This window comes from Roseateles chitinivorans (genome assembly GCF_050632235.1).
Lineage (GTDB): Bacteria > Pseudomonadota > Gammaproteobacteria > Burkholderiales > Burkholderiaceae_C > Roseateles > Roseateles chitinivorans_A.
The window spans coordinates 5,636,468-5,655,989 of the sequence record NZ_CP192584.1 but is presented as its reverse complement, the minus strand read 5'-3'; the positions used below and the strand labels follow the sequence as shown (position 1 = coordinate 5,655,989).

At 66.1% G+C, this 19,522-nt stretch carries 18 protein-coding genes, 2 tRNA genes and 2 pseudogenes; 9 read left to right on the top strand and 13 right to left on the bottom strand.

Annotated features, from left to right (window positions below):
- Positions 1–151: 151 nt before the first annotated feature.
- Positions 152–562: a cold-shock protein gene (locus ACQ859_RS25815; protein ID WP_431263358.1), complete on the top strand. Its 411-nt coding sequence runs from the start codon at positions 152–154 to the stop codon at positions 560–562.
- 104 nt (positions 563–666) lie between these two features.
- Here ACQ859_RS25815 and ACQ859_RS25810 read toward each other — a convergent pair whose 3' ends face one another.
- Together ACQ859_RS25810 and ACQ859_RS25805 are read right to left on the bottom strand one after the other, a co-directional pair.
- Positions 667–3,051 (bottom strand): TonB-dependent receptor plug domain-containing protein, encoded by a 2,385-nt coding sequence (locus ACQ859_RS25810; RefSeq protein ID WP_431263357.1) that lies wholly within the window; start codon positions 3,049–3,051, stop codon positions 667–669.
- Positions 3,052–3,539: 488 nt separating this feature from the next.
- Positions 3,540–4,589: a LacI family DNA-binding transcriptional regulator gene (locus tag ACQ859_RS25805; protein ID WP_431263356.1), complete on the bottom strand. Its 1,050-nt coding sequence runs from the start codon at positions 4,587–4,589 to the stop codon at positions 3,540–3,542.
- Between the two features lie 124 nt (positions 4,590–4,713).
- Here ACQ859_RS25805 and ACQ859_RS25800 point away from each other — a divergent pair, with 124 nt between their 5' ends.
- The 5 genes from ACQ859_RS25800 (at position 4,714) to ACQ859_RS25780 (ending at position 8,018) form a co-directional block, all read left to right on the top strand.
- On the top strand, positions 4,714–5,460 hold the full coding sequence (locus ACQ859_RS25800) for a sulfite exporter TauE/SafE family protein (protein ID WP_431263355.1): 747 nt from the start codon (positions 4,714–4,716) through the stop codon (positions 5,458–5,460).
- A 48-nt stretch (positions 5,461–5,508) separates the two neighbouring features.
- Complete coding sequence (locus ACQ859_RS25795; RefSeq protein WP_431263354.1) at positions 5,509–5,901, top strand: response regulator; 393 nt, start codon at positions 5,509–5,511, stop codon at positions 5,899–5,901.
- A 72-nt stretch (positions 5,902–5,973) separates the two neighbouring features.
- A complete protein-coding gene (locus ACQ859_RS25790; protein WP_431263353.1) occupies positions 5,974–6,495 on the top strand; it encodes a hypothetical protein in 522 nt (173 codons plus the stop codon).
- Between the two features lie 79 nt (positions 6,496–6,574).
- Complete coding sequence (locus ACQ859_RS25785; RefSeq protein ID WP_431263352.1) at positions 6,575–7,336, top strand: YoaK family protein; 762 nt, start codon at positions 6,575–6,577, stop codon at positions 7,334–7,336.
- A gap of 52 nt (positions 7,337–7,388) precedes the next feature.
- Entirely contained in the window at positions 7,389–8,018 is a 630-nt protein-coding gene (locus ACQ859_RS25780) for a hypothetical protein (RefSeq protein WP_431263351.1), read from the top strand.
- Between the two features lie 20 nt (positions 8,019–8,038).
- Here ACQ859_RS25780 and ACQ859_RS25775 read toward each other — a convergent pair whose 3' ends face one another.
- From ACQ859_RS25775 to ACQ859_RS25765, 3 genes are read right to left on the bottom strand one after another with little or no spacing between them, the layout of a single operon-like run.
- Positions 8,039–8,161, bottom strand: a complete 123-nt coding sequence (locus ACQ859_RS25775; RefSeq protein WP_431263350.1) for a hypothetical protein — start codon at positions 8,159–8,161, stop codon at positions 8,039–8,041.
- Positions 8,162–8,857, bottom strand: a complete 696-nt coding sequence (locus ACQ859_RS25770; RefSeq protein WP_431263349.1) for a class I SAM-dependent methyltransferase — start codon at positions 8,855–8,857, stop codon at positions 8,162–8,164. It lies immediately after the preceding gene.
- A gap of 52 nt (positions 8,858–8,909) precedes the next feature.
- Entirely contained in the window at positions 8,910–9,557 is a 648-nt protein-coding gene (locus ACQ859_RS25765) for a DUF4124 domain-containing protein (protein WP_431263348.1), read from the bottom strand.
- A 297-nt stretch (positions 9,558–9,854) separates the two neighbouring features.
- Here ACQ859_RS25765 and ACQ859_RS25760 point away from each other — a divergent pair, with 297 nt between their 5' ends.
- Positions 9,855–10,796, top strand: a complete 942-nt coding sequence (locus ACQ859_RS25760; RefSeq protein ID WP_431263347.1) for an alpha/beta fold hydrolase — start codon at positions 9,855–9,857, stop codon at positions 10,794–10,796.
- 30 nt (positions 10,797–10,826) lie between these two features.
- Here ACQ859_RS25760 and ACQ859_RS25755 read toward each other — a convergent pair whose 3' ends face one another.
- The 3 genes and pseudogenes from ACQ859_RS25755 to ACQ859_RS25745 all read right to left on the bottom strand — a co-directional run.
- On the bottom strand, positions 10,827–11,288 hold the full coding sequence (locus tag ACQ859_RS25755) for a hypothetical protein (RefSeq protein WP_431263346.1): 462 nt from the start codon (positions 11,286–11,288) through the stop codon (positions 10,827–10,829).
- A 585-nt stretch (positions 11,289–11,873) separates the two neighbouring features.
- A complete protein-coding gene (locus ACQ859_RS25750; RefSeq protein ID WP_431261628.1) occupies positions 11,874–13,034 on the bottom strand; it encodes an IS30 family transposase in 1,161 nt (386 codons plus the stop codon).
- Positions 13,035–13,158: 124 nt separating this feature from the next.
- Positions 13,159–14,154 (bottom strand): annotated as a pseudogene (locus tag ACQ859_RS25745) (type I restriction-modification system subunit M); the annotation flags it as partial.
- 104 nt (positions 14,155–14,258) lie between these two features.
- On the opposite strand from ACQ859_RS25745, the pseudogene istA reads away from it, so the two are divergent.
- Both istA and istB read left to right on the top strand, forming a co-directional pair.
- Positions 14,259–15,790 (top strand): annotated as a pseudogene (gene istA, locus ACQ859_RS25740) (IS21 family transposase).
- On the top strand, positions 15,783–16,571 hold the full coding sequence (gene istB / locus ACQ859_RS25735) for an IS21-like element helper ATPase IstB (protein ID WP_431263345.1): 789 nt from the start codon (positions 15,783–15,785) through the stop codon (positions 16,569–16,571). Before istA ends, istB begins: the two are co-directional and overlap by 8 nt.
- Before the next feature lie 67 nt (positions 16,572–16,638).
- On the opposite strand, the gene ACQ859_RS25730 is transcribed toward istB, so the two are convergent.
- The 5 genes from ACQ859_RS25730 to ACQ859_RS25710 all read right to left on the bottom strand — a co-directional run bounded on the left by ACQ859_RS25730 (position 16,639) and on the right by ACQ859_RS25710 (position 19,484).
- Positions 16,639–16,887 carry a hypothetical protein gene (locus ACQ859_RS25730; RefSeq protein ID WP_431263344.1) on the bottom strand — a complete coding sequence of 83 codons (249 nt, stop codon included), beginning with the start codon at positions 16,885–16,887 and terminating at the stop codon, positions 16,639–16,641.
- A gap of 96 nt (positions 16,888–16,983) precedes the next feature.
- Positions 16,984–17,059: transfer RNA gene (locus ACQ859_RS25725), tRNA-Asn, on the bottom strand.
- 103 nt (positions 17,060–17,162) lie between these two features.
- Positions 17,163–17,238 (bottom strand) — tRNA-Asn (locus tag ACQ859_RS25720).
- 36 nt (positions 17,239–17,274) lie between these two features.
- A complete protein-coding gene (locus ACQ859_RS25715) occupies positions 17,275–17,853 on the bottom strand; it encodes a TonB-dependent receptor domain-containing protein (RefSeq protein ID WP_431266656.1) in 579 nt (192 codons plus the stop codon).
- The gene (locus ACQ859_RS25710) at positions 17,850–19,484 is read right to left on the bottom strand and encodes a TonB-dependent siderophore receptor (protein WP_431263343.1); all 1,635 of its coding nucleotides are present in this window, start codon (positions 19,482–19,484) and stop codon (positions 17,850–17,852) included. Before ACQ859_RS25710 ends, ACQ859_RS25715 begins: the two co-directional genes overlap by 4 nt.
- Positions 19,485–19,522 lie beyond the last annotated feature (38 nt).

Sequence of the window (19,522 nt, the reverse complement as noted above, 5' to 3'; positions counted from 1 at the left end):
GTTCGGCACGATGCCCCCATACACAAAAAGAGCCCGGCCCTGCGCCGGGCCTTTTCGTCAGGATTGAGAGAGAAGCGCCCGGTCCAGGACGCCGCCGCAGGCCACGAGCCGGCGGGGCGCGTCGGGTTTCTACACGATGGGGGATCAGATCATGCGATTCGATGGCACGTTGGAGAGTTGGTACGCCGAGCGCGGCCACGGGATGATGAAGCCGGAGCAGGGCGGTGATGCCCTCTTCGTGCATGTGTCGGCCTTCCCGATGGACGGTCAGCCGCCGCGCGAAGGCGAGCGCCTGAGCTTCGAGGTTGTGTCCAGAAGTGACGGCAGCAAACAGGCGGTGCGGGTGCATCGTCTGCAGGAATACAAGCTGCCGTCGCAGTTGCGTCCCGCCCGCATGGGCTCGCGCCCGCCGCGTCCGATCGCCCGCCGTCGCACGTCGCCGCTGACCTGGACCGTGCTGGTGCTGCTGCTGCTGGGTGTCGGCGCCACCGTGTGGTCGCCCGCCAGCCACGCCATCGCCGGCAAGGACCAGGCGCAGGCGCAGAGCTCCTCGCGCCGCTGAACCGGTTGACTCCTTGGGGCTGGCCTCTGCAGCCCCGTCGCCCTCGCGGAGGCTAGCTGCTCCGCTCTTTGCAGGCTGCCCTCGCGGGCAGCCTTTTTGCGTCCTCAGACCTTCAATTCGAGGCGGACGGTCCACACGGTGAAGCTGCGGCCGGTGCTCTCGCTGGTGACGATGCGGCCCGGCGTGGTGGCGATGCTGCCGTTGCCGAAGGTCAGCGGCACGAGGTTGCTGGCGGCGACGCGCACGGCGACCACGGGCGAGAAGGTCCACATCGCGGAGAGGTCGATCACGCGCTTCTTGTCGATCTCGTTGAGGATCTGGTTGCTCTGCTGGAGCAGTGTCGAGGGCGTGTAGTTCAGCGAGGCGCCCAGCGTCAGCGGCACCGAACGCAGCCGGTAGTCGGCACCGAGGTTGGCGGTGTAGCGCGGTTGCTGGTCGAGCTTGTTGTTCGGGCCCTGGATGCCGTCGACGGCCGAGTGGAACAGCGACAGGTTGCTGCGCAGGTTGACCGGGATCGCGTCGGTCAGGTATTCGTCGAGTCGGAACTTGGCCTCGAGCTCCACGCCGTAGGTCTTGGCGTTGCCGATGTTGCGCGGCCGCACGACGTAGCGCTGCACGGGGGCGTAGGGCACCGTCTCGAGGACGATCTGGTTGCGGATCAGATCCGTGATGCGCCGGTAGAAGAAGTTGGCGCTGAGCAGGCCGCCCTTCGAAAGGTATTTCTCGTAACCGATCTCGACGCCCGTGGCCATCTCCGGCTTGAGGTCGGGGTTGCCCAGGCGATCGGGCGAATCGATGGTGTTGTACGAGCAGGGCAGGTTGGGGTCGTCGCAGGGGAATCGGTTGCTGATGCTCAGCCGGCCGATGACGTCGTTCAGGTTGGGCGACTTGTAGCTGCGGGTCAGGCTGGCGCGGATCTGCTCGCGGCTCTTCTCGTCGATCTTGTAGACCGCGTGCAGCAGCGGTGTCAGGACGCTGGAGCTGTTGCTGACGGGCCCCTGGTTGTTGGTGCTTTCCGTCTTGATCCCTTCCCAGCGCAGTCCGGCGTAGAAGCCCCATGCCTTGCCGACGTTCCACTCGTCCTGCGCATAGGCGGCGAAGCGGCGCGTGGAGGCGTCGACGTTGTCGCCGAAGTCGGCGAGGAAGCTGCAGGCGGTGCCCGCGGCGCCTTCGGTGTAGCTCTGCAGGCAGACGCGGTTCTGGTGGCGCTTGGTGCCTTCGCCTTCGATGCCGGCGACCAGGTTGTGGTCGTTGTCCATCTGGTGGCTCAGCTTCGTGTTGAAGCTCCACGAGGTGTCGCGGCTGCGGGTGTTGTCGTCCTGCGTCCGGTAGAACGTGGTCGCGGCGTCGGTGACGTTGTCTTCCGCGCGATGGCTCTCGCTGGACATCGTCATGCGGCCGACGCCGACGCGGGTCTCTAGGCGCGACTTGTCGTCGATGCGCTTGTTCCACTGCACGTTGAGCCGGGCCATGTTGGAGCGGCTGCTGCCGTCGGTGGCGGCTGTGTTGTAGCGCAGGGCTTCGGGGTCCTTGTCGTCGGTGATCGGCGGCGTCTGGGTCTGATGGAAGCTGCTGGACGACTCGCCGCGATTGGCCATCAGGAAGGGCTGGATCGCGATCGTGTCGCCGCCGTCCAGGCGCAGCTGCAGGCGGCCGGTCATGTTGAGCGACTTGCGCTCATCCTTGGACTGGCCGAGGTTGGTGAGCAGCGTCTCGCGCTTCAGCGCGCCGGTGTTCGTGTCGTAGACCTGGGTCAGCGAGTGCGAGTCGATGTCGTCGACGCGCTTGTGCTGCATCGCGTTGACGGTGAAGTTGTAGGCGTCGCCGTTGTCGCCGATCTTGTCGTTGCGGGTCCAGTTGAAGTGCGGGGTGACGTGGTCGCGCTCGAAGGCGGTGGCGAGGCGGACCTCGTTGAGCCGTCGCTGGATGGCCTCGCGCAGGACGACGTTGATGGTGCCGGCGATGGCGCGGGCGCCGAATTCGGCGGTGGGCGCGCGCATGACCTCGATGCGTTCGATCTGTTCCGGCGGCAGTTCGTCGAGCGAGAAGCCCGGCGGCATCCGCTCGCCGTTGACGAGGATCTGGGTGTAGCCGCCGCCCATGCCGCGCATGCGGACCTCGCCGCCGCGGCCAGGGCGGCCGCCGGTGGTGACGCCGGGCAGGCGCTTGAGCACCTCGCCGATGGTCGAGTCGCCATAACGCTCGATCTCCTCGCGGCCGATGATGATCTTCGACGCGGTGGAGGCGCGGCGCTGGTCGTCGTCGCGCGAGGTGCCCTGGATCTCGACGCGGTCGAGCTGGGTGGGGTTGTCGGCTTCCTTGTTGGACGGCGGCGCTGCGGGGCGCGAGCGCTCAGGTGTCGGTGTGGGCGCCTTCGCGGGCGCCGTGGCGGGGGCGGGCGGCGTGGTCTGGGACCAGGCGGAGGCGCTCAGGCCCAGCAGGAGGGCGAAGGAGAGCGGATGCAGGGCTGGTCGGCGGGTGCTTGTCATCGGAAGGCAATGGCAGGAGCAAGCGCGGCCCGATCTGGCGATGGCTGGGACGGAAGCGCGAAACAGGTTTTTGGGGGAGCCGCGGACGATGGCGAGGGCGATGCGTCGTGGATCGGTCGCGGAGTGGACGAAAGGATCGCACGCTGTACGTTTCGCAACGGAGGCGAGCGCGGACTTTCAAAGTTCTTTACCCAAGGTGATGGGCGGGCGCGACGCAGGGCCGGGGAAACCCGGGGTTGGCTCCCTGCGCCTGGGGGGTTGCGGGGGACAGGTGGGGCTGGCCGGCCTCCCTGGCCGAGCTCGGAGCCCCAATGAAAGAAGCCACCTCTCGGGTGGCTTCGTTTCGGAAAAGGGTATCCGTGACGCTGGTGACGGGTTCCAGCTTTCTGCCCAGTAGTGCAGCCGGTTGTTGTCTCGGATGCCTTGCATTCTGCCGAGGATTTGTGACGGGCAGTTGACGAAAAGCAAGGCGAGAGCGGGTCAGTTCATCAGCGGGCGCCCGCCGCCGGAGGCTGCAGGCGCCGGGTCGACTCCCGCACGATCAGCTGCGGCATCGGCGGCTGGATCGCCGAGCCGCCCGTCCGCAGCAGATCCAGCATCGCCGAGGCCGCGCGGCGGCCGAGCTCGGCGATGTGGACGTCGACGGTGGTGCGCGGCGGGCTCGCATGCGCGGTGTTCAGGAGATCGTCGTAGCCGACCAGCGAGACGTCCTCCGGCACGCGGAAGCCTCGGCTGTGGAGCACGCGCGCCGCGCCTGCCGCCATCTGGTCGTTGGCGGCGAAGACCGCCGTGAACTGCAGGCCGAGATCGAGCATCCGCGTCATCGCCGCGGCGCCGCCGATCTCGCAATAGTTGCCGCCGCCGATCAGGGCCTCGTCGACGGCGAGGCCCGCTTCTGCGAACGCCGCGCGGTAGCCGCGCTCGCGCTCGGACGAGTCCGCATGTGCGGGATCGCCGCTGATGAAGGCAATGCGTGTGTGTCCGCGCTCGATCAGGTGCCGCGTCGCCACGCGCGCGCCTTCGAGGTCGTCCGTCTTCAATGCATGAAGCCCGTCCGCCTGCAGCGCGCGACCGGTCACGACGACGGGCAGTTCGCGCGCGAGCGCCGCGAGGAACGCATCGCTCAGTCCGCCGGTCAGCACGATGATCCCGTCCACGCGCCGTGACCGCAGCGAGGCGATGCAGCGCTGCTCCTCTTCCGGCTGCCAGTGGCCGCTCGCCACGACCAGGCCGTAACCCGCGGGCGTCAGCACTTCCTCGATGCCGCGCAGCATCAGCGCGTAGAACGGACTCTCGAAGTACTGCGCCAGCAGCCCGACGTTGAAGGTCCGGCCGTCGGCCAGTGCGCGGGCGATGGTGTTGGGCACGAACCCCAGTTCGTCGATCGCGCGACGGACGCGCTCGGCCTTGTCCGAACTCACCTGCGCGGCGCCGCTGAGCACGCGCGAAACGGTGCTCGGCGAGACGCCGCTGGCGGTGGCCACCATGCCCAGCGTGACCTCGCTGGACGTCGACAGGAGGGGCTTCTTTCTCTTCATGGGAAAGCGCTTTCAAGAACCTCGCGATCCTACTCCCGCAGGTGTCTCATCCGCGCGTCTCCTGGGCGTCCCGTGGGCGTCCCGCGTGCCTCCCGTGCGCGCTTCCGATGGAAGAATGCGCCGCATGGACTCTCTAGGCATCGTGATCGTGGGCGCCGTCTGCGCCGGCTTCGTCCAGGGCCTGTCGGGCTTCGGATTCGGGCTGACCGCCATGTCCTTCTGGGCCTGGACGCTGGACCCGCGCCTGGCGGCCGCGCTGGCGGTCTTCGGCTCGCTCACCGGCCAGATCATCGCGGCGGTGACGGTGCGCCGCGGTTTCGACTGGCGGCGGCTGGCGCCGTTCCTGGTCGGCGGACTCGTCGGCGTGCCGATCGGCACGGCGCTGCTGCCGCTGCTCGACCTCCAGATGTTCAAGGCCATCCTCGGCGGGCTGCTCGTGGTCTGGTGTCCGGCGATGCTGATGGCGGCCCGGCTGCCGCGTGTCCGGTTCGGAGGGCGCGTGGCGGACGGCGTGGTCGGCGCCGTCGGCGGGGTGATGGGCGGTCTCGGCGGATTCACCGGAACGGTGCCCACGCTCTGGTGCACGCTGCGCGGGCTCCCCAAGGACGAGCAGCGCTCGATCATCCAGAACTTCAACCTCTCGGCGCTGGCCGTGACGATGGCGGTCTACCTGTCCACCGGGGTGGTGACGCGCGACATGCTGCCGCTGTTCGGCGTCGTCGCGCCGGCGATGCTGGTGCCGACGCTGCTCGGCGGTCGGCTGTACCACGGCCTCTCCGACCAGCGCTTCCGCCAGATCGTGCTGGGCCTGCTGACGGGATCGGGCGTCGCGCTGCTGTCGTCCTCGCTGCCCGCGCTGCTGTCCCGCTGAGCGGGTCCGCCGATTGCTACCCCCGCCCAAACTGTCATCCTTACGCCCATGTCGGAACGCCTAAAGGTCCTGGTCGCCGATGACCAGCCGGATTCGCTGGATCTCCTGCGCGAGCTGCTCACGGTCTACAACTTCGAGTTGCGGGTCGCGCGCAACGGGCTGGAGGCGATCGGCATCGGGCTGAAGTGGGAGCCCGACCTCCTGATCACCGACATCGACATGCCCGACGCCGACGGCCGGCACCTGGCGAAGCGGCTGAAGCTCAGCCTGCCGGCGCTGATTGCGATCGCGGTCAGCGGCACGCCCTTGAACACGGACTTCGAGTCGGCCGAGGACCTGATCTTCGACGACTACTTCGTCAAGCCGATCGACTTCAAGCGCATGCATGCGACGCTGACGAAGTACGGCGCGAAGGTGGACGGGCAGCCGGCGATGCCCTGACGGTCGGCCCCGTGACGCGCGATAGACTCCCCGCGCGAAGAATCCATCAGAACGTCTCCAGGGAGGAACCACATGCGAATCGCCACTGCGCTGTTGTGTGCGCTCGTCGTCACGCTGACCGGCTGCGCCGCCAGTTTCGACAGGCATACCGAGAAGCTCGAGAAAGTTACGTCGGACGAGTACGTGAGATTCGACGAGGATGTCGAGTACGTGGAGCAGCGTGGAGCCTTCGGTGGCGTCGCCTGGCGGGAAGGCCTGGCCAAGGGGATCTACCGTCTCGAGGCCCGTAATGAGAAGGGGTCGTTCTATCGAGGGCCCGGCGCGTGCGTCCGGCAATACGTGCAGAACACCGCCATGGGGCCATTCGAGGGCGGCATTTGGGTGCCGCGTGACCGGATCAACGACCGGCCGATGATCTATTACTACTTCAACTACAACGCCGGCACGGCGGGCGCTGCGGGCGGGGCACTGCTCATCGGGATACTCGAGGCCGGCAAGGGCTCGCTGTCGTTCATGCCGACTTCGAAGCCGGGGACGTTCCTCGATAAGGTGCAGGTGACCAACCTTCCGCTGGAACCACAGGCTTTGCGCTGAGGCGGACTGAGTCCTTCAGACGTCAAGCCTGACGCGGCCCGTATCATCGTCCGCACTGTCACCGACCTCGGGAGACGCCGTGAGGCGACTGCTGCACCTGACGAGCCGCCATCGCGCGCCGTCGACGAACCAGGCGCTGGGGCTGCTGCTCGCGTTCAACGCGGGCGCGGTGAACGCGGGCGGGTTCTTGATCTTGCAGCGCTACACCTCCCACATGACCGGCTTCGCCTCGCAGCTGGCCGACGGCGCGGTGATGGGGCAGGGGACGCTGGTGCTGAACGCGCTGGGGGCGATCCTGGCCTTTCTGGCCGGCGCGGCGGTGTGCGCGGTGCTGGTGAACTGGGCGAGGCAGCACGGCCTGCGCAGCGTCTACGCGCTGCCGCTGATGCTGGAGGCGGCGCTGCTGTTCCCCTTCGGCCTGATGGGTGCGATCACGCTGACCTGGCACACGCCGTTCGCGGTGCCGCTGACGGTGCTGCTGCTGGCCTTCATCATGGGGCTGCAGAACGCGGTGGGGTCCAAGACCTCGGGCGGGAGCATCCGCACCACCCACATGACGGGGAACATCACCGACCTCGGGATGGAGCTCGGGAAGATGCTCTATTGGAACCGGCAGCCGTCGGCGAAGCGCGCCGCGGTGCGCCACGACCGGCGGCGGGCGATGCGCGCGGGCGGGCTGCTGGCGGCCTTCGTGCTGGGCGGCGTGGCGGGCGCGCTGGGGTTCCAGCACCTCGGGTTCGTGTGCGTGGTGCCGCTCGCCGCGGTGCTGTTCGTGCTGGCCTTGCCGCCGGTGACGAAGGATTGGGGCCGATGGCGGGGGCTGCTCACGCGAGGGCGCTGAGCGGGCGGCGACGTCCCGGACGGACGCACAATCGGGCGCATTGGAGCCCCGCATGCAAGACCACCTCGACGTCGACCTCGACCCTCAGAAGATCAACGCTTTCTGGGCCTGGCTGGCATCGCGCCAGTCGGACCTGAACGCCATGGAAACGCCGGACAACCCGTTCTGGGACGAGTTGCTCGAGCACCTTCAGGCGTTGAATGAAGGCCTGTGGTTCGAGGTCTCGGCGCCCGGCGAGGGCGAGCGGGAACTGGTGATCACCGCGCAAGGCGAGTGGGAGCTGTTCCCGCTGGTCGAGGCCATGGTGTCGGTGGCGCCGGAGCTGCCGGGATGGATCCCGGTGGCGCTGAAGCCGCCGATGGGCTTCGACTTCGGCATCCGCTATCAAGGCCTGGAACTGGCCGCCGACGGCATCTGGTTCGAGCCGCTGGTCGATCCCGACGCGCCGGAGGTGCTGGGTCTTCGGATCGCCGTTCAAGGCTTCAACGAGGACCAGGAAAACGAGTTCGCCAACGGCCTGCTGATCATGCTGGACACGGCGCTCGGCGAGAAGTCGGCCGCGACGGAGGTCGACCTGGTGGAAGTCTGCGAAGTGCCCGCGGACCCCGATGACGAGGGCTTCCTGCCGTTCACGGAACTGGGCAGCTATCTGGCCTGGCGGAAGAGCCGGCTGACGCATTGAAGCGGGCCGGAAGGCGCTCCTCAGTCTTCCGCCTCGTCCTCCGTGCCCTCGATCTTGGCCAGCGAGGCCAGGATCACTTCGTCCCAGCTGTAGCGGGCGCCGCTCTCCTCGAGCAGGAAACGCCCGACGTGCTGCGGCCGCATTCACGCCTTTCGCGCGACCCATCCCCTGAACGTCAGTGCCGCATAGAAAAGCTCGACCTGGGTGAATCCAGCCGCCTGCAACAGGGCGACTTCCTGCTCCGGCGACAGCAGCGGCAGGCGCTCGCCGATGGCGATCGCGCTGGCGCGTGCCTGGGCGATCGGTACGCCAGTTTGTGCGTTGTAGTCGGCATACCGCATGAGCCAGGTGCTCCGCTCCTCCGGTGAGGCCGGCAGGCTGTGGTGGGCGACGACCAGCGGCGCGCCAGGCGTGAGGCGGCGTGCCATGGCCTTCAGCGTCGCCAGTCGTTCGTCTTCGGACAGGAAGTGCAGCGTCAACAGGCAGGTGGCGCCATCGAACCGATCTTCTGGCGCGCTGTCGATGTAGCCGTGATGCAGCGTGGTCCGTTGCAGGTGCTTGCCCAGGCTCGATCGCGCGAGGTCCAGCATCTGCTCGGACGGATCGACACCGAGGAAAGTCCATGAAGGGTGGGTCTCGGCAAGGGCCTTGAGTTCCATGCCACCGCCGGCGCCCAGCACAAGGATGTGGGCATCGACAGGCGCGCGCTCGGCCAGCAGTACCCCCGTCATCGCATGCAGCGATGCCAGGCCGGGAACGAGCCGCGAGGTGCGCTCAGCGTAGCTGGCCACGGCAGCGGAATCGGTGAAGGGGAATTCATGCAACTGATGATGTTGCATGAGATGAAAGGCGTCAAGGCCGGCGTTTCGGCGGCGGACCAGAGAATGCCCTTCAGCGATCGCGCCCCGGTTGTTGCTGGCTCTGCCGGCGCTGGGCGTTGCGCTCGTCAATCTCGCGCTGGCGCTGCGCATTGCGTTCCTCGACTTCGCGCTGCCGTGCGATGCGATCACCTTCGCTGGCATTGGCGGCGCTGTGCATCGCCTCCGCGCGACGGCGAGCGTCGGCGCCGCCGGTCAGGCTGCTCTGCGCATCCACCGCCTGTTTGCTCACGTTCCAGTCGGAAGCGTTGTAGTTGCCCTGGCCCTTCTGGCATTGGCGCGCACGACGGATCTCGTCCTGGACGAAACGCTTGGCGTCCGCGCTCAGCGAGATGGAGTTGGCCTTGGTCTCCATCGCGGTGATGTCGCGATCGGAGGGGCAGGTGTTGCTGGGCGCGGCCGGCGCCGGGGCGGGCGCGGCGCCTGCCTGCTGCTCGGCCGCCGCGGCCCGGGAGCGCTCGGCAGCGGCTCTGTCCGCCGAGGTGTCGATCACGTTGCTCTGCAAGGACTGCGGCTTCATCTGCTCGCCCTTGGCCGTGCAGGGCTGGTCCGAGTAGTGGGTCTTGCCGTCCGTCGTGCATTTCCAGACCTGGGCCTGGACGCTGGTCGTGACGACCGCGCCGAGCAGCAGTCCGACGGCGAATGGAATGATCTGCTTCATTGGAGTTCTCCCTGGATCTTGCTGAACGCGCCGGCCTCACGCCGTGTTGACAGCCGGCATGCAACGGGACGCAACGGCGCGCGCGGGTCGGGCACGCCCTCGGGGCGGCGTCGCCGCATCGGACGATACAGTGCGCCCATGCTGAAACGCTCATGGTCCCCTGTCCTGGCACCCCTCGCATTTTTCGTCGCTGCCTGTCTCGCGTTCGGTCCCGCGACGACTTCCGCGCAACCCGACCCCGGGACGCTCAGTCCTGCCTGCGCGAGTGCCGGCGCATCGGTCCAGGAGATTGGCTATGTGCCCATCGGCGGCATTCCCCAGTGGCTCACGATCCGCGGAGACGATTGCGCCAATCCGGTGGTGCTGATCGTGCACGGCGGCCCGGGCAATCCCAACACGCCGTTTGCCGATCGACTCTTCGGCGCCTGGTCCAGGACGGTCACCGTGGTCCAGTGGGACCAGCGAGGAGCGGGCAAGACCTTCGCCGCCACCCGGCCGGCCGAGGGCGAGGCGCTCACGATGGCGCAACTGAGCCAGGACGGCGTCGAGGTCGCGCGGTACGCCGCGCAGCGGCTGGGCAAGCGCAAGGTCATCCTGATGGGCGGATCGTGGGGCTCGGCGCTGGCGGTTCACATGGCGATGGCGGCGCCCGAACTGTTCCAGGCGTACGTCGGTACGGCGCAGCTGGTGGACTATTACGCCGACACGGCGGCCAGCTATGCCAGCACCATCGCCTTGGCGAAGGCCGCAGACGATGCGGACAGCGTCGGCAAGCTCCAGAAGATCGGACCGCCGCCGTGGAAGGATCCCCGCGCCTTCGGTGTCCTGCGACGCGTGACGCGCAAGTACGAGGCCCAGGGCAGCGACGCCGCGCCGAAGGGCTGGTTCACCTTTGGACCGGGGTACGACACGCCCGACTACGAGGCCGCCTACGAGGCCGGCGAGGACTACTCGTTCCTGAACTTCGTCGGACTGGCCGGCGACGGCATGGGGCCCCGCATCGACCTGCGCAAGCTCGGCGTCCGTTTCGCCATGCCGGTCTACCTGCTGCAGGGCGAGCAGGATCTGGTGACGCCGCCGCAGATCAGCCGCGCCTATTTCGACGAGATCGTCGCGCCGAAGAAGGTGTTCATCCCACTGGCCCGCACCGGACACGATCCGAACCGGACGATGGTCGACGCGCAATACGAAGTGCTGCAGCGTGTGAGGGCGGAAGCGACAGAGGGTGGCAGCCGCTGACCCTGACGGGCGTCCGCCTTGGCGTCATGCTCAGGACGATCCTGGCGAGACGCTGATCAACGCCATCCAGGGCATGGACCTGCCGAGGGCAAAGAGGTCGTTATGCCGTTTGGCCGACTTCAGCGATCCCTCGCTGTGCGTGCGCGGCGCCTGGTTGGCGCTGATGACCGCGGCTGAGAACTCCTCGAAGGCGGCGTCCCAGGCGTCGGTGCGTTGCGGATGCTGACGGTAGATCGCCTCATGCGCGCGTTCCCAGAACGCCGTGCACGCGGATCCAAAGGGCGTGTTCTTCGCGAAGCGTTTGGGGATTCTCGCGAGGCCGTCGGCGGCGAACGCCAGGGCCCATGACGCCGATTGATCGACGGCGTCGGGATGCTTCAGAAGAATCTCCAGCGCCGTCTCCAGAAGGTTCAGCCGCTTGTGGACGTAGATCTGATCAGGCACGTAGGCTGCTTCGATGTCGTCGAACGCCTTCAGGATCGATCGCGCCACGTCGATCTGCTGCTGCGGCGATGAGGCCTCACGCAAGAGGCGGTCGAATCGATCGGCGAGCGCCCAGAGTTGCTGCTCGACCTGCGGTGTGGGCTGTTTTCTGTCGTCCATCGTGCGGCTGTCCCGAGATGACGGCGATTCTCTTCATCGGCGGGCGCCGGGAAGGTGACGAAGGTCAGCAGACGCCGACGGTGCCGCAAAGAAAAAGCCCCAATCGCTTGCGCGAATGGGGCTTCAATTTTGGCTCCTCGACCTGGGCTCGAACCAGGGACCTACGGATTAACAGTCCAGGGCTGCCGAGGACACGAGCTTCCGTAAGTCCAAGATCTGTAAGGCTACCTTTGCCGCTGTATCTGTGCCCAATGGCGAAGCCGAGCCAAAGCCGAGACCGCCATAGATGCAGCAGCTTCAGTCATGGGAATTCTTCAATGCGATCAACGGGTTAGCCACCTATGAGGCGAGCGGAAACCGGCAATGGCTTCGGTCGGCCTTCTCGTCGGGCCGCCATGGGAGCTGTGATGCCGGCTATGCAGCGGAAGCGGACATCGCTATTGGCGACTCGACGGACTGCTCCCGGCGGCGGATTCAACCGGTCATCGCAACACATTCGCTGAATCGCTCAGCGGGCGTTTGGAAGCCGAGCGTCTTGCGCGGTCTCTCGTTCAGTTGTCTGGCGATCGCGTTGAGCTGGTGTTGTGAGTAGCCCGAGATGTCGATGCCCTTGGGCAGGTACTGCCTGAGCAGCCCATTGGTGTTCTCGTTGCTGCCCCGCTGCCAGGGGCTTTGCGGGTCACAGAAGTAGACCTGGATGTCGGTGGCCATGGTGAACCGCTTGTGCCCGTGCATCTCAGTCCCCCGGTCCCAGGTGAGAGATTTGTAGAGCTCCTGCGGCAGCTTGCGGGCATGCTTGATGAGCGCATTGACGACCGTCTGCGAGTCTTTGCCGTCCAGTTTCACCAGCATCACATATCGTGTCTGACGCTCAACCAGCGTCGCGATCTGGCTGTTGCCGCTGCCGAAGACCAAGTCCCCTTCCCAATGACCAGGTACGGCCCGGTCCTCGGCTGAGGCTGGCCGCTCGCTGATCGACACCGCGTCGACGATCTGGCCATGGATGACCGTCTTCTGCGTGTAAGAGCGAGAGCGGCGCATGCCGCGCGTGCGCCGTAGGTGCTCCAGCAGCTCTTTCTTCAAGGCGCCGCGCGCTTGAATGAACAGGCTGCGATAGATCGTCTCGTGTGACACGTGAAGGCTCTGGTCGTTCGGATAAGTATGCTTGAGCCAGCCAGCAATTTGCTCTGGCGACCACAGCATCCGAAGCAGGTCCGCCACGATGCCCGCCAGCGCTCGGTTCTTGGCTAACTTGCAGAGCTTCGGGCGTAGGGCGCGCGCCCAGGTGGCCTGGTCTGCCGAGGTTGCCCGATAGTCCTCCTGGCCGCCGTTGCGATGAATCTCACGGCTGATGGTCGACGGCGCTCTCCCGAGGCTGGCGGCAATTGAACGCATCGACTGGCCGACCGTCAGCGCACGCGAGATTTCTTCTCGTTCTGCGAGCGTCAGCGCGGTGGCACCGCGGCGACGCTCGGGCGGTCGAATGCCACCCGTCTTCGACAGGATGTTGTGGATCGACGTGTGCGGCCGATCAAACAGCTTGCCGATCTCATGGAGCGTCCATCCGTCCTTCCAGCGCTCCCACATCAATGCCTTTTGAGCGGCGGTGTAGTACGTCCGTGTCCGGTACTTCATCTGCAACACTCCTGCTGCCTGAGCAGTGGTTAGTGTGTTGCGTCGACCGGTTGAATCCGCCGCCAGGAGCGGACGGTGACGACCAGCTGCTTTCTGGAAGCTCAATTCGTCATCAGCACGAGGCCTACGGCAACAGCTTCAACCCCAGCTCTTTCAAGAAGCGGTTGTGCGTGTCCTTCGCAGCCGCTATCGCCTTCTCGAGATCCAGCAGCGCCCGGTGCGTGTCATCCAGATCGATTTCCGCCTCACCCACCGCCGTGCTGATGTAGCGCGAGATGTTCAGGTTGAAATCGTTCTTCTCGATTTCGGCCATGTCTACCCGGCGTGAGTAGCGCGCCTCTTCCTCACGGAACTGGTAGGTCTTGATGATCTTGGCGATGTGCGCAGGGTTCAGCTGGTTCTGGCGCTTGACCTTGTCGAAGTTCTCAGGACCACTCGCGTTGATGAACAGCACGTCGTCCGGCTTCTTGCACTTCTTCAGCACCAGGATGCAGACCGGAATGCCCGTGGAATAGAACAGGTTAGACGGCAGACCGATGACGGTATCAATGTGCCCGTCCTTCAGCAGCTTGGTGCGAATGCGCTCCTCTGCCCCGCCCCGGAACAGCACCCCGTGCGGCAGGATGATGGCCATCACCCCTTCGTCCTTCAGGAAGTGAAAGCCGTGCAGCAGAAAGGCTAAGTCCGCCGCCGATTTGGGCGCCAGGCCGTGGTTCTTGAATCGCACGTCGTCGGCCATTGCCTCGCCCGGCTCCCAACGCAGGCTGAAGGGCGGGTTGGCCACGACGGCGTCGAACTTCGGCTGCTTGGCCGGGTTCAGCTCGCGCAGCTTGTCCCACTCGTTGGCCAGGGTGTCGCCATGGAAGATCTCAAACTCGGTGTCCTTCACCCCGTGCAGCAGCATGTTCATGCGCGCCAGGTTGTAGGTGGTCACGTTCTTTTCCTGGCCGTAGATCTTGCCAATCGTGCCCCCCGCCTTTTGCATGCGGCGGCGCACGTTCATCAACAGCGAGCCCGAGCCACAGGCAAAGTCCATCACGCTGTCCAGCCGTGGCTTCACCCCCGTCTTGGGCTCCTGGCTGTCCAGCGTGACGATGGCCGACAGTACGTCTGACACCTTGTTGATTGCCGCCGAATCCTGACCCACCGACCGCACTGATTTCCGTTCAAACCTGACCCACGTATGAACCCTAGCCTGCCGCAACTTGCGGCAGGAGCATTGGAGTGATTGACGTGGCGACACTAAGTGTCATCAGGCGATGGGCCCTGCGTGAGCAGTTGTCCATCCGAGAGATAGCCCGACGCACCGGCCTGTCTCGCAACACCATCCGGAAGTACCTGCGCAGCGACGACAAGGAGCCGTCGTACGCCAAGCGCGAGAGCCGCAGCCGGCTCGATCCGTTCGCGGAGAAGCTGGCCCAGTGGCTCAAGACCGAGTCCGGCAAGAACCGCAAGCAGCGGCGCACCTTGAAGCAGATGCACGCCGAGCTCATGGAGCTCGGCTACGACGGCTCCTACAACCGCGTGGCCGCCTTCGCGCGGGACTGGGCGCTCAAGCGCCAGGAGGCCCAGAAGACGACCGGCCGCGGCACCTTCGTACCGCTGGTCTTCGAGCCCGGCGAGGCCTTCCAGTTCGACTGGAGCGAGGACTGGGCCGTGCTCGGCGGCGAGCGCACCAAGCTGCAGGTGGCGCACTTCAAGCTCAGCCACAGCCGGGCCTTCTACATCCGGGCCTACCTGCTGCAGACCCACGAGATGCTGTTCGACGCTCACAACCACGCCTTCCGCGTGTTTGGCGGTGTGCCCAAGCGCGGCATCTACGACAACATGAAGACCGCCGTGGACAAGGTCCTGAGCGGCAAGGCGCGCGACGTCAATGCGCGCTTCGCCGCGATGGTCAGCCACTACCTCTTCGAGGTCGAGTTCTGCAACCCGGCCTCGGGCTGGGAGAAGGGCCAAATTGAGAAGAACGTGCGCGACGCCCGGCACCGGCTCTGGCAACCCGTGCCCGCCTTCCCGTCGCTGGACGCGCTCAACGCCTGGCTGGAGGAGCGCTGCAAGGCGCTGTGGACCGAGATCTCGCATGGCAAGCTGCCCGGTACCGTGCATGACGTCTGGCAGGACGAGCGACCGCTGCTGATGCAGCTGCCGCGCCCTTCGACGGCTTCATCGAGCACACCAAGCGCGTCTCGCCGACTTGCTTGGTCACCTTCGAGCGCACCCGGTACAGCGTGCCGGCGTCGTACGCCAACCGGCCGGTGAGCCTGCGCGTGTACGCAGACCGGCTCGTCGTCGCGGCCGAGGGCAACATCATCTGCGAGCACCAGCGGTTCATCGACCGCCGGCACGACACGCTCGGCAAGACGATCTTCGACTGGCGTCACTACCTGGCGGTGCTGCAGCGCAAGCCCGGCGCGTTGCGCAACGGCGCGCCGTTTGTCGAGCTGCCGAAGGCCTTCAAACGGTTGCAGGCGGAACTGCTCAAGAAGCCTGGCGGTGACCGGGAGATGGTCGACGTCCTGGCGCTGGTCCTGCACCACGAGGAGCAGGCGGTGCTGGCGGCTGTCGAGCTGGCTCTGGAGGTCGGCGTGCCGACCAAGATGTACGTGCTCAACGTGCTGCACCGGCTGGTGGACGGGAAGGCCGCGCCACCGCCCGTGGACGCCCCGCACGCGCTGCGCTTGACCAACGAGCCGCAGGCCAACGTGAACCGCTATGACGCCTTGCGCGAAGAAAGGAAGGTCCGCAATGCGTGACTCAGCAACCAACGGGCTCATGACCGCACTGCGGGAGCTCAAGATGTTTGGCATGGCGCAGGCCGTGGGAGACCTGGCCGAGCAAGGCGCGCCGGCGTTTGAAGCCGCGCAGCCCTTCCTGGCTCAGTTGCTCAAGGCCGAGTCCGCCGAGCGGGAGGTGCGTGCCGTCGCGTACCAGCTCAAGCAGGCCAAGTTCCCGGTTTACCGAGATCTGGCGGGCTTCGAGTTTGCGCACAGCGAGGTGAACGAGGCGCTGGTGAAGCAGTTGCACCGCGGTGAGTTCATGGACCGGGCCGAGAACGTCGTGCTGGTCGGCGGGCCAGGAACGGGCAAGACCCACCTGGCCACGGCCATCGGCGTGCAGGCCTTGGAGCATCACCGGCGACGGGTGCGCTTCTTCTCCACGGTGGAGCTCGTGAACCTGCTGGAGCAGGAGAAGCTGAACAACAAGACCGGCCAGATGGCGCACCGGCTGGCTCACATGGACCTGGTGATCCTCGACGAGCTCGGTTACCTGCCGTTTAGCTCCTCCGGCGGGGCGCTGCTCTTCCACCTGCTGAGCAAGCTCTACGAGCGCACCAGCGTCGTCATCACGACGAACCTGAGCTTCAGTGAATGGGCCAGCGTCTTCGGCGACGCCAAGATGACCACCGCCCTGCTGGACCGCCTCACCCACCACTGCCATATCCTTGAAACCGGCAACGAGAGCTACCGGTTCAAGAACAGCTCTGCACAACCCACCCCCAAGGAGTCCAAGACCAAGAAGTTACCCACAGCCTGAGCCTCAAAGGCTTGAACAAGGGTGGGTCAAGATTGGATGGAAACGGTGGGTCAGGATCGCGCGGGAATCAACACACAGCGCCCTCAATGCCACTCAGGTGATCGACCAGCGCTCGGGCGGTGAGCGATTCAGCGTTCCTTCTTTCGAGGTCAGTAGCTAGTCTACTTTGGCGTTGAACCTGCCAGGCTATTCCGATGGACCCGGCGGCGATCGCTGCGATCGAGCCGATGGCCTGAACCCACCCAGACCACTCAGCCTTGGTCATGCACATCGCCCAGTGGTCAATCGCCAGCAGGCAGAACTGCGGATCAGCCATCGCTCCCTTTCTTGTTTGGCGTGAAGTATGACGATCATCAAGCCGACGGCCAAAGAAAAAGCCCCCGACACCTTGCGATGTTGGGGGCTTCAATTTTGGCTCCTCGACCTGGGCTCGAACCAGGGACCTACGGATTAACAGTCCGGCGCTCTACCGACTGAGCTATCGAGGAAAAGTCTGCTCAGATCCAATCGATCTGAATTCTTGGGCCAGCATCTTCGGTAGGACACTGGCTGAAAAAGAACGAAGGTCCGAAGACCTTCGTTATCTGATCTTGGCTCCCCGACCTGGGCTCGAACCAGGGACCTACGGATTAACAGTCCGGCGCTCTACCGACTGAGCTATCGGGGATCAGAGCCTAAGAGTATACACAGAAAAATCAGAGCTTCACAAGACCCACTCCACCGACGCACGCCACGTGCGATTGGCGAGCGGATACAGGTACACGTGCCCGTACTGGTAGGGCGACTCGTGCCACGCCCGACGGTCCGTCACGTTGTCCACGCCGACGCGCCAGATCAGCAGCTGCCGTCCGATGTTCTGCTCGTAGCGCGCGCCCAGGTCCAGGCGCGTCCAGCTGGGGATCGCCACCGAGTTGTCCGGCACCACCATCCGCTTGCCTTCGTAGACGACCCCGGCCTGCAGCTCCAGGCCGGGAAGGCCGGCACCCTGCCGCGCCTGCAGCTTCAGCACCGTCTCCGGCACGTTCGTCGGCTTCAGGCCGTTGAGCGTCGCGTCCTCGCTGCCGTCGCGACGCGCATGCAGCTTCATCGCGCTCGCCATCAGGCCGCCGCCCGACCACTTCAGATCGGCCTGCGCTTCCACGCCGCGATGGTTCTGCTTGCCGTCGATGCGGCTCTCGAGCATGTTCTGCCCGTCCACGACGACCGGCACGTCGTTCGTCGCCGGCTTGCTGATGTCGAAGTAATTGATCGACCAGTCCACCGTGCGGCTGCCCGACTTCAGACCGATCTCCCATTGCTTGCTGCGGATCGCCGCCAGCGGCCGGCCGGCATTCGCGTAGATCGGCAGGTTGGGGGCGACCGCGGATTCGACGCCTTCCCCCAGCTCGCATACGCCAGCAGTTGCGGGTCGATCGCGTAGCTCACGCCCAGCCACGGCGTCGTGACCGACTGGCGATAGCTCGTCGCTTCGTTGCTCTCGCCGTCAGGCACGTTGACCTTGAACGAGTCGCGGTCCAGCCGCGTGTGGCGCACGCCCAGCCAGCCTTGCCACTGGGCGCTGAACTGCATTGCGTCGCGGAAGTAGAACTCCGTGCTGTGTTCGGTGCGGTCGGTGTTGGTCGCCCCCAGCGTCGGGTCGGCCACCGTCGGCAAGGTGCCCCAGATGTTGCCGGTGCCCGCCCAGTTGTAGGCCTGGCCCTGCAGCCGGCTCTTGTAGCGCGAGAACAGCACGCCCGTCGACACCTGATGCTCGATGCCCAGCAGGCTCAGCTTGCCCTGCGCCGACAGATCGAGCGCATCGCTGTTGCGATGCTCGTTGTCGCTGCGGAAGTCGTACTGGTCGAAGGTACCGTCGGGGCAGTAGGTGCTCGGGTAGTACGTGCCGTCGCCGGCCGTGCAACCGAACGGATAAGCGAGGCGGTCATCGGTCACCAGGCGCTGGATCGCCGCGTGCGCCTGCAGCTTCCAGTCGGCGTTCAGCTGATGCTGCACGCGCAGCGAGGCGGTGCGGCCTTCGAAGACCACCGGCTGGCTCCACGACTGGTTGTTCAGGTTGATGCGCGGATCGATGGCCTTCGCGTCGGGCAGCTTGTCGCCGAGCAGGCTGAAGCCGGGCTGGCTCGGCTGCGCGTGGCGGCTGATCTCGACCTCCGCCTCGACCAGCGTGTCGCGCGTGACGCGCCAGTCGCCGGCGACGGCCATCAGCCAGCGGCTGCCTTCGGCGTCTCGCAGTTCAGGGCGCAGCTTGGCGGCCTCGAGGTTGACCCGCAGGCCGAAGGCCTTGTCGTTGCCGTGACCGTCGCTGAAGCGGTGGCTCCAGTCCATCGCGGACTCGACGGTGCCGCGGCCGCTGACGCCCAGGCGCACGCTGGTGAGCTCCACCGTCGGGCGTTTCACGACGAGGTTGACCAGGCCGCCCGGGGCGCTGGTGCCGGCCTGGATGCCGGTCGTGCCCTTGATGACTTCGAGGCTGCTCTTGTTGGCGAGCGACAGGATGGTCTCGGCGTTGATCGGCAGGCCGTCGCGGCGGAAGTTGAAGCGGTTGTCGAGGTCGTAGCCGCGGATCTTCAGATAGGAGACGTAGCCCGCCGAGTTGTACGAGTCGCCCACGCTCGCGTCGAGCAGCGTCAGCCCGGCGAGGCTGAGCAGGCCGCGATCGGTGAGTTGTTCCGCGCTGACGATGCTCGTCTGGATCGGGAGCTTCGCGGCCGGCGTGTCGCCGAAGCCGCCGACCATGACGGACGCTTCGGACGCGCCCTTGACGACGACGCTGGGCAGGGCAGGGGAGGTCGCCTGCGTGTTGGCATTCGCCGCGGTCGATTGCGCGGCGGCATGGACCGAGACGCCGCCGGCGATCAGCGCGATCGCGAGCCGGTGCAGCGGGAAGGAATTCAGAGCGGACGAAGTTGCCATCGATGTGCCGAAGCCAGAAATGCGATGGCAGGTCGGCA

Excerpts from the sequence above, each read along its gene's own strand:
- ACQ859_RS25815 (WP_431263358.1), top strand. The coding sequence starts at position 152 with ATGCGATTCGATGGCACGTTGGAGAGTTGGTACGCCGAGCGCGGCCAC.
- ACQ859_RS25810 (WP_431263357.1), bottom strand. The coding sequence starts at position 3,051 with ATGACAAGCACCCGCCGACCAGCCCTGCATCCGCTCTCCTTCGCCCTC.
- ACQ859_RS25805 (WP_431263356.1), bottom strand. The coding sequence starts at position 4,589 with ATGAAGAGAAAGAAGCCCCTCCTGTCGACGTCCAGCGAGGTCACGCTG.
- ACQ859_RS25800 (WP_431263355.1), top strand. The coding sequence starts at position 4,714 with ATGGACTCTCTAGGCATCGTGATCGTGGGCGCCGTCTGCGCCGGCTTC.
- ACQ859_RS25795 (WP_431263354.1), top strand. The coding sequence starts at position 5,509 with ATGTCGGAACGCCTAAAGGTCCTGGTCGCCGATGACCAGCCGGATTCG.
- ACQ859_RS25790 (WP_431263353.1), top strand. The coding sequence starts at position 5,974 with ATGCGAATCGCCACTGCGCTGTTGTGTGCGCTCGTCGTCACGCTGACC.
- ACQ859_RS25780 (WP_431263351.1), top strand. The coding sequence starts at position 7,389 with ATGCAAGACCACCTCGACGTCGACCTCGACCCTCAGAAGATCAACGCT.
- ACQ859_RS25775 (WP_431263350.1), bottom strand. The coding sequence starts at position 8,161 with ATGCGGCCGCAGCACGTCGGGCGTTTCCTGCTCGAGGAGAGCGGCGCC.
- ACQ859_RS25770 (WP_431263349.1), bottom strand. The coding sequence starts at position 8,857 with ATGCAACATCATCAGTTGCATGAATTCCCCTTCACCGATTCCGCTGCC.
- ACQ859_RS25765 (WP_431263348.1), bottom strand. The coding sequence starts at position 9,557 with ATGAAGCAGATCATTCCATTCGCCGTCGGACTGCTGCTCGGCGCGGTC.
- ACQ859_RS25750 (WP_431261628.1), bottom strand. The coding sequence starts at position 13,034 with ATGAAGTACCGGACACGGACGTACTACACCGCCGCTCAAAAGGCATTG.
- istB (WP_431263345.1), top strand. The coding sequence starts at position 15,783 with ATGCGTGACTCAGCAACCAACGGGCTCATGACCGCACTGCGGGAGCTC.
- ACQ859_RS25730 (WP_431263344.1), bottom strand. The coding sequence starts at position 16,887 with ATGGCTGATCCGCAGTTCTGCCTGCTGGCGATTGACCACTGGGCGATG.
- ACQ859_RS25710 (WP_431263343.1), bottom strand. The coding sequence starts at position 19,484 with ATGGCAACTTCGTCCGCTCTGAATTCCTTCCCGCTGCACCGGCTCGCG.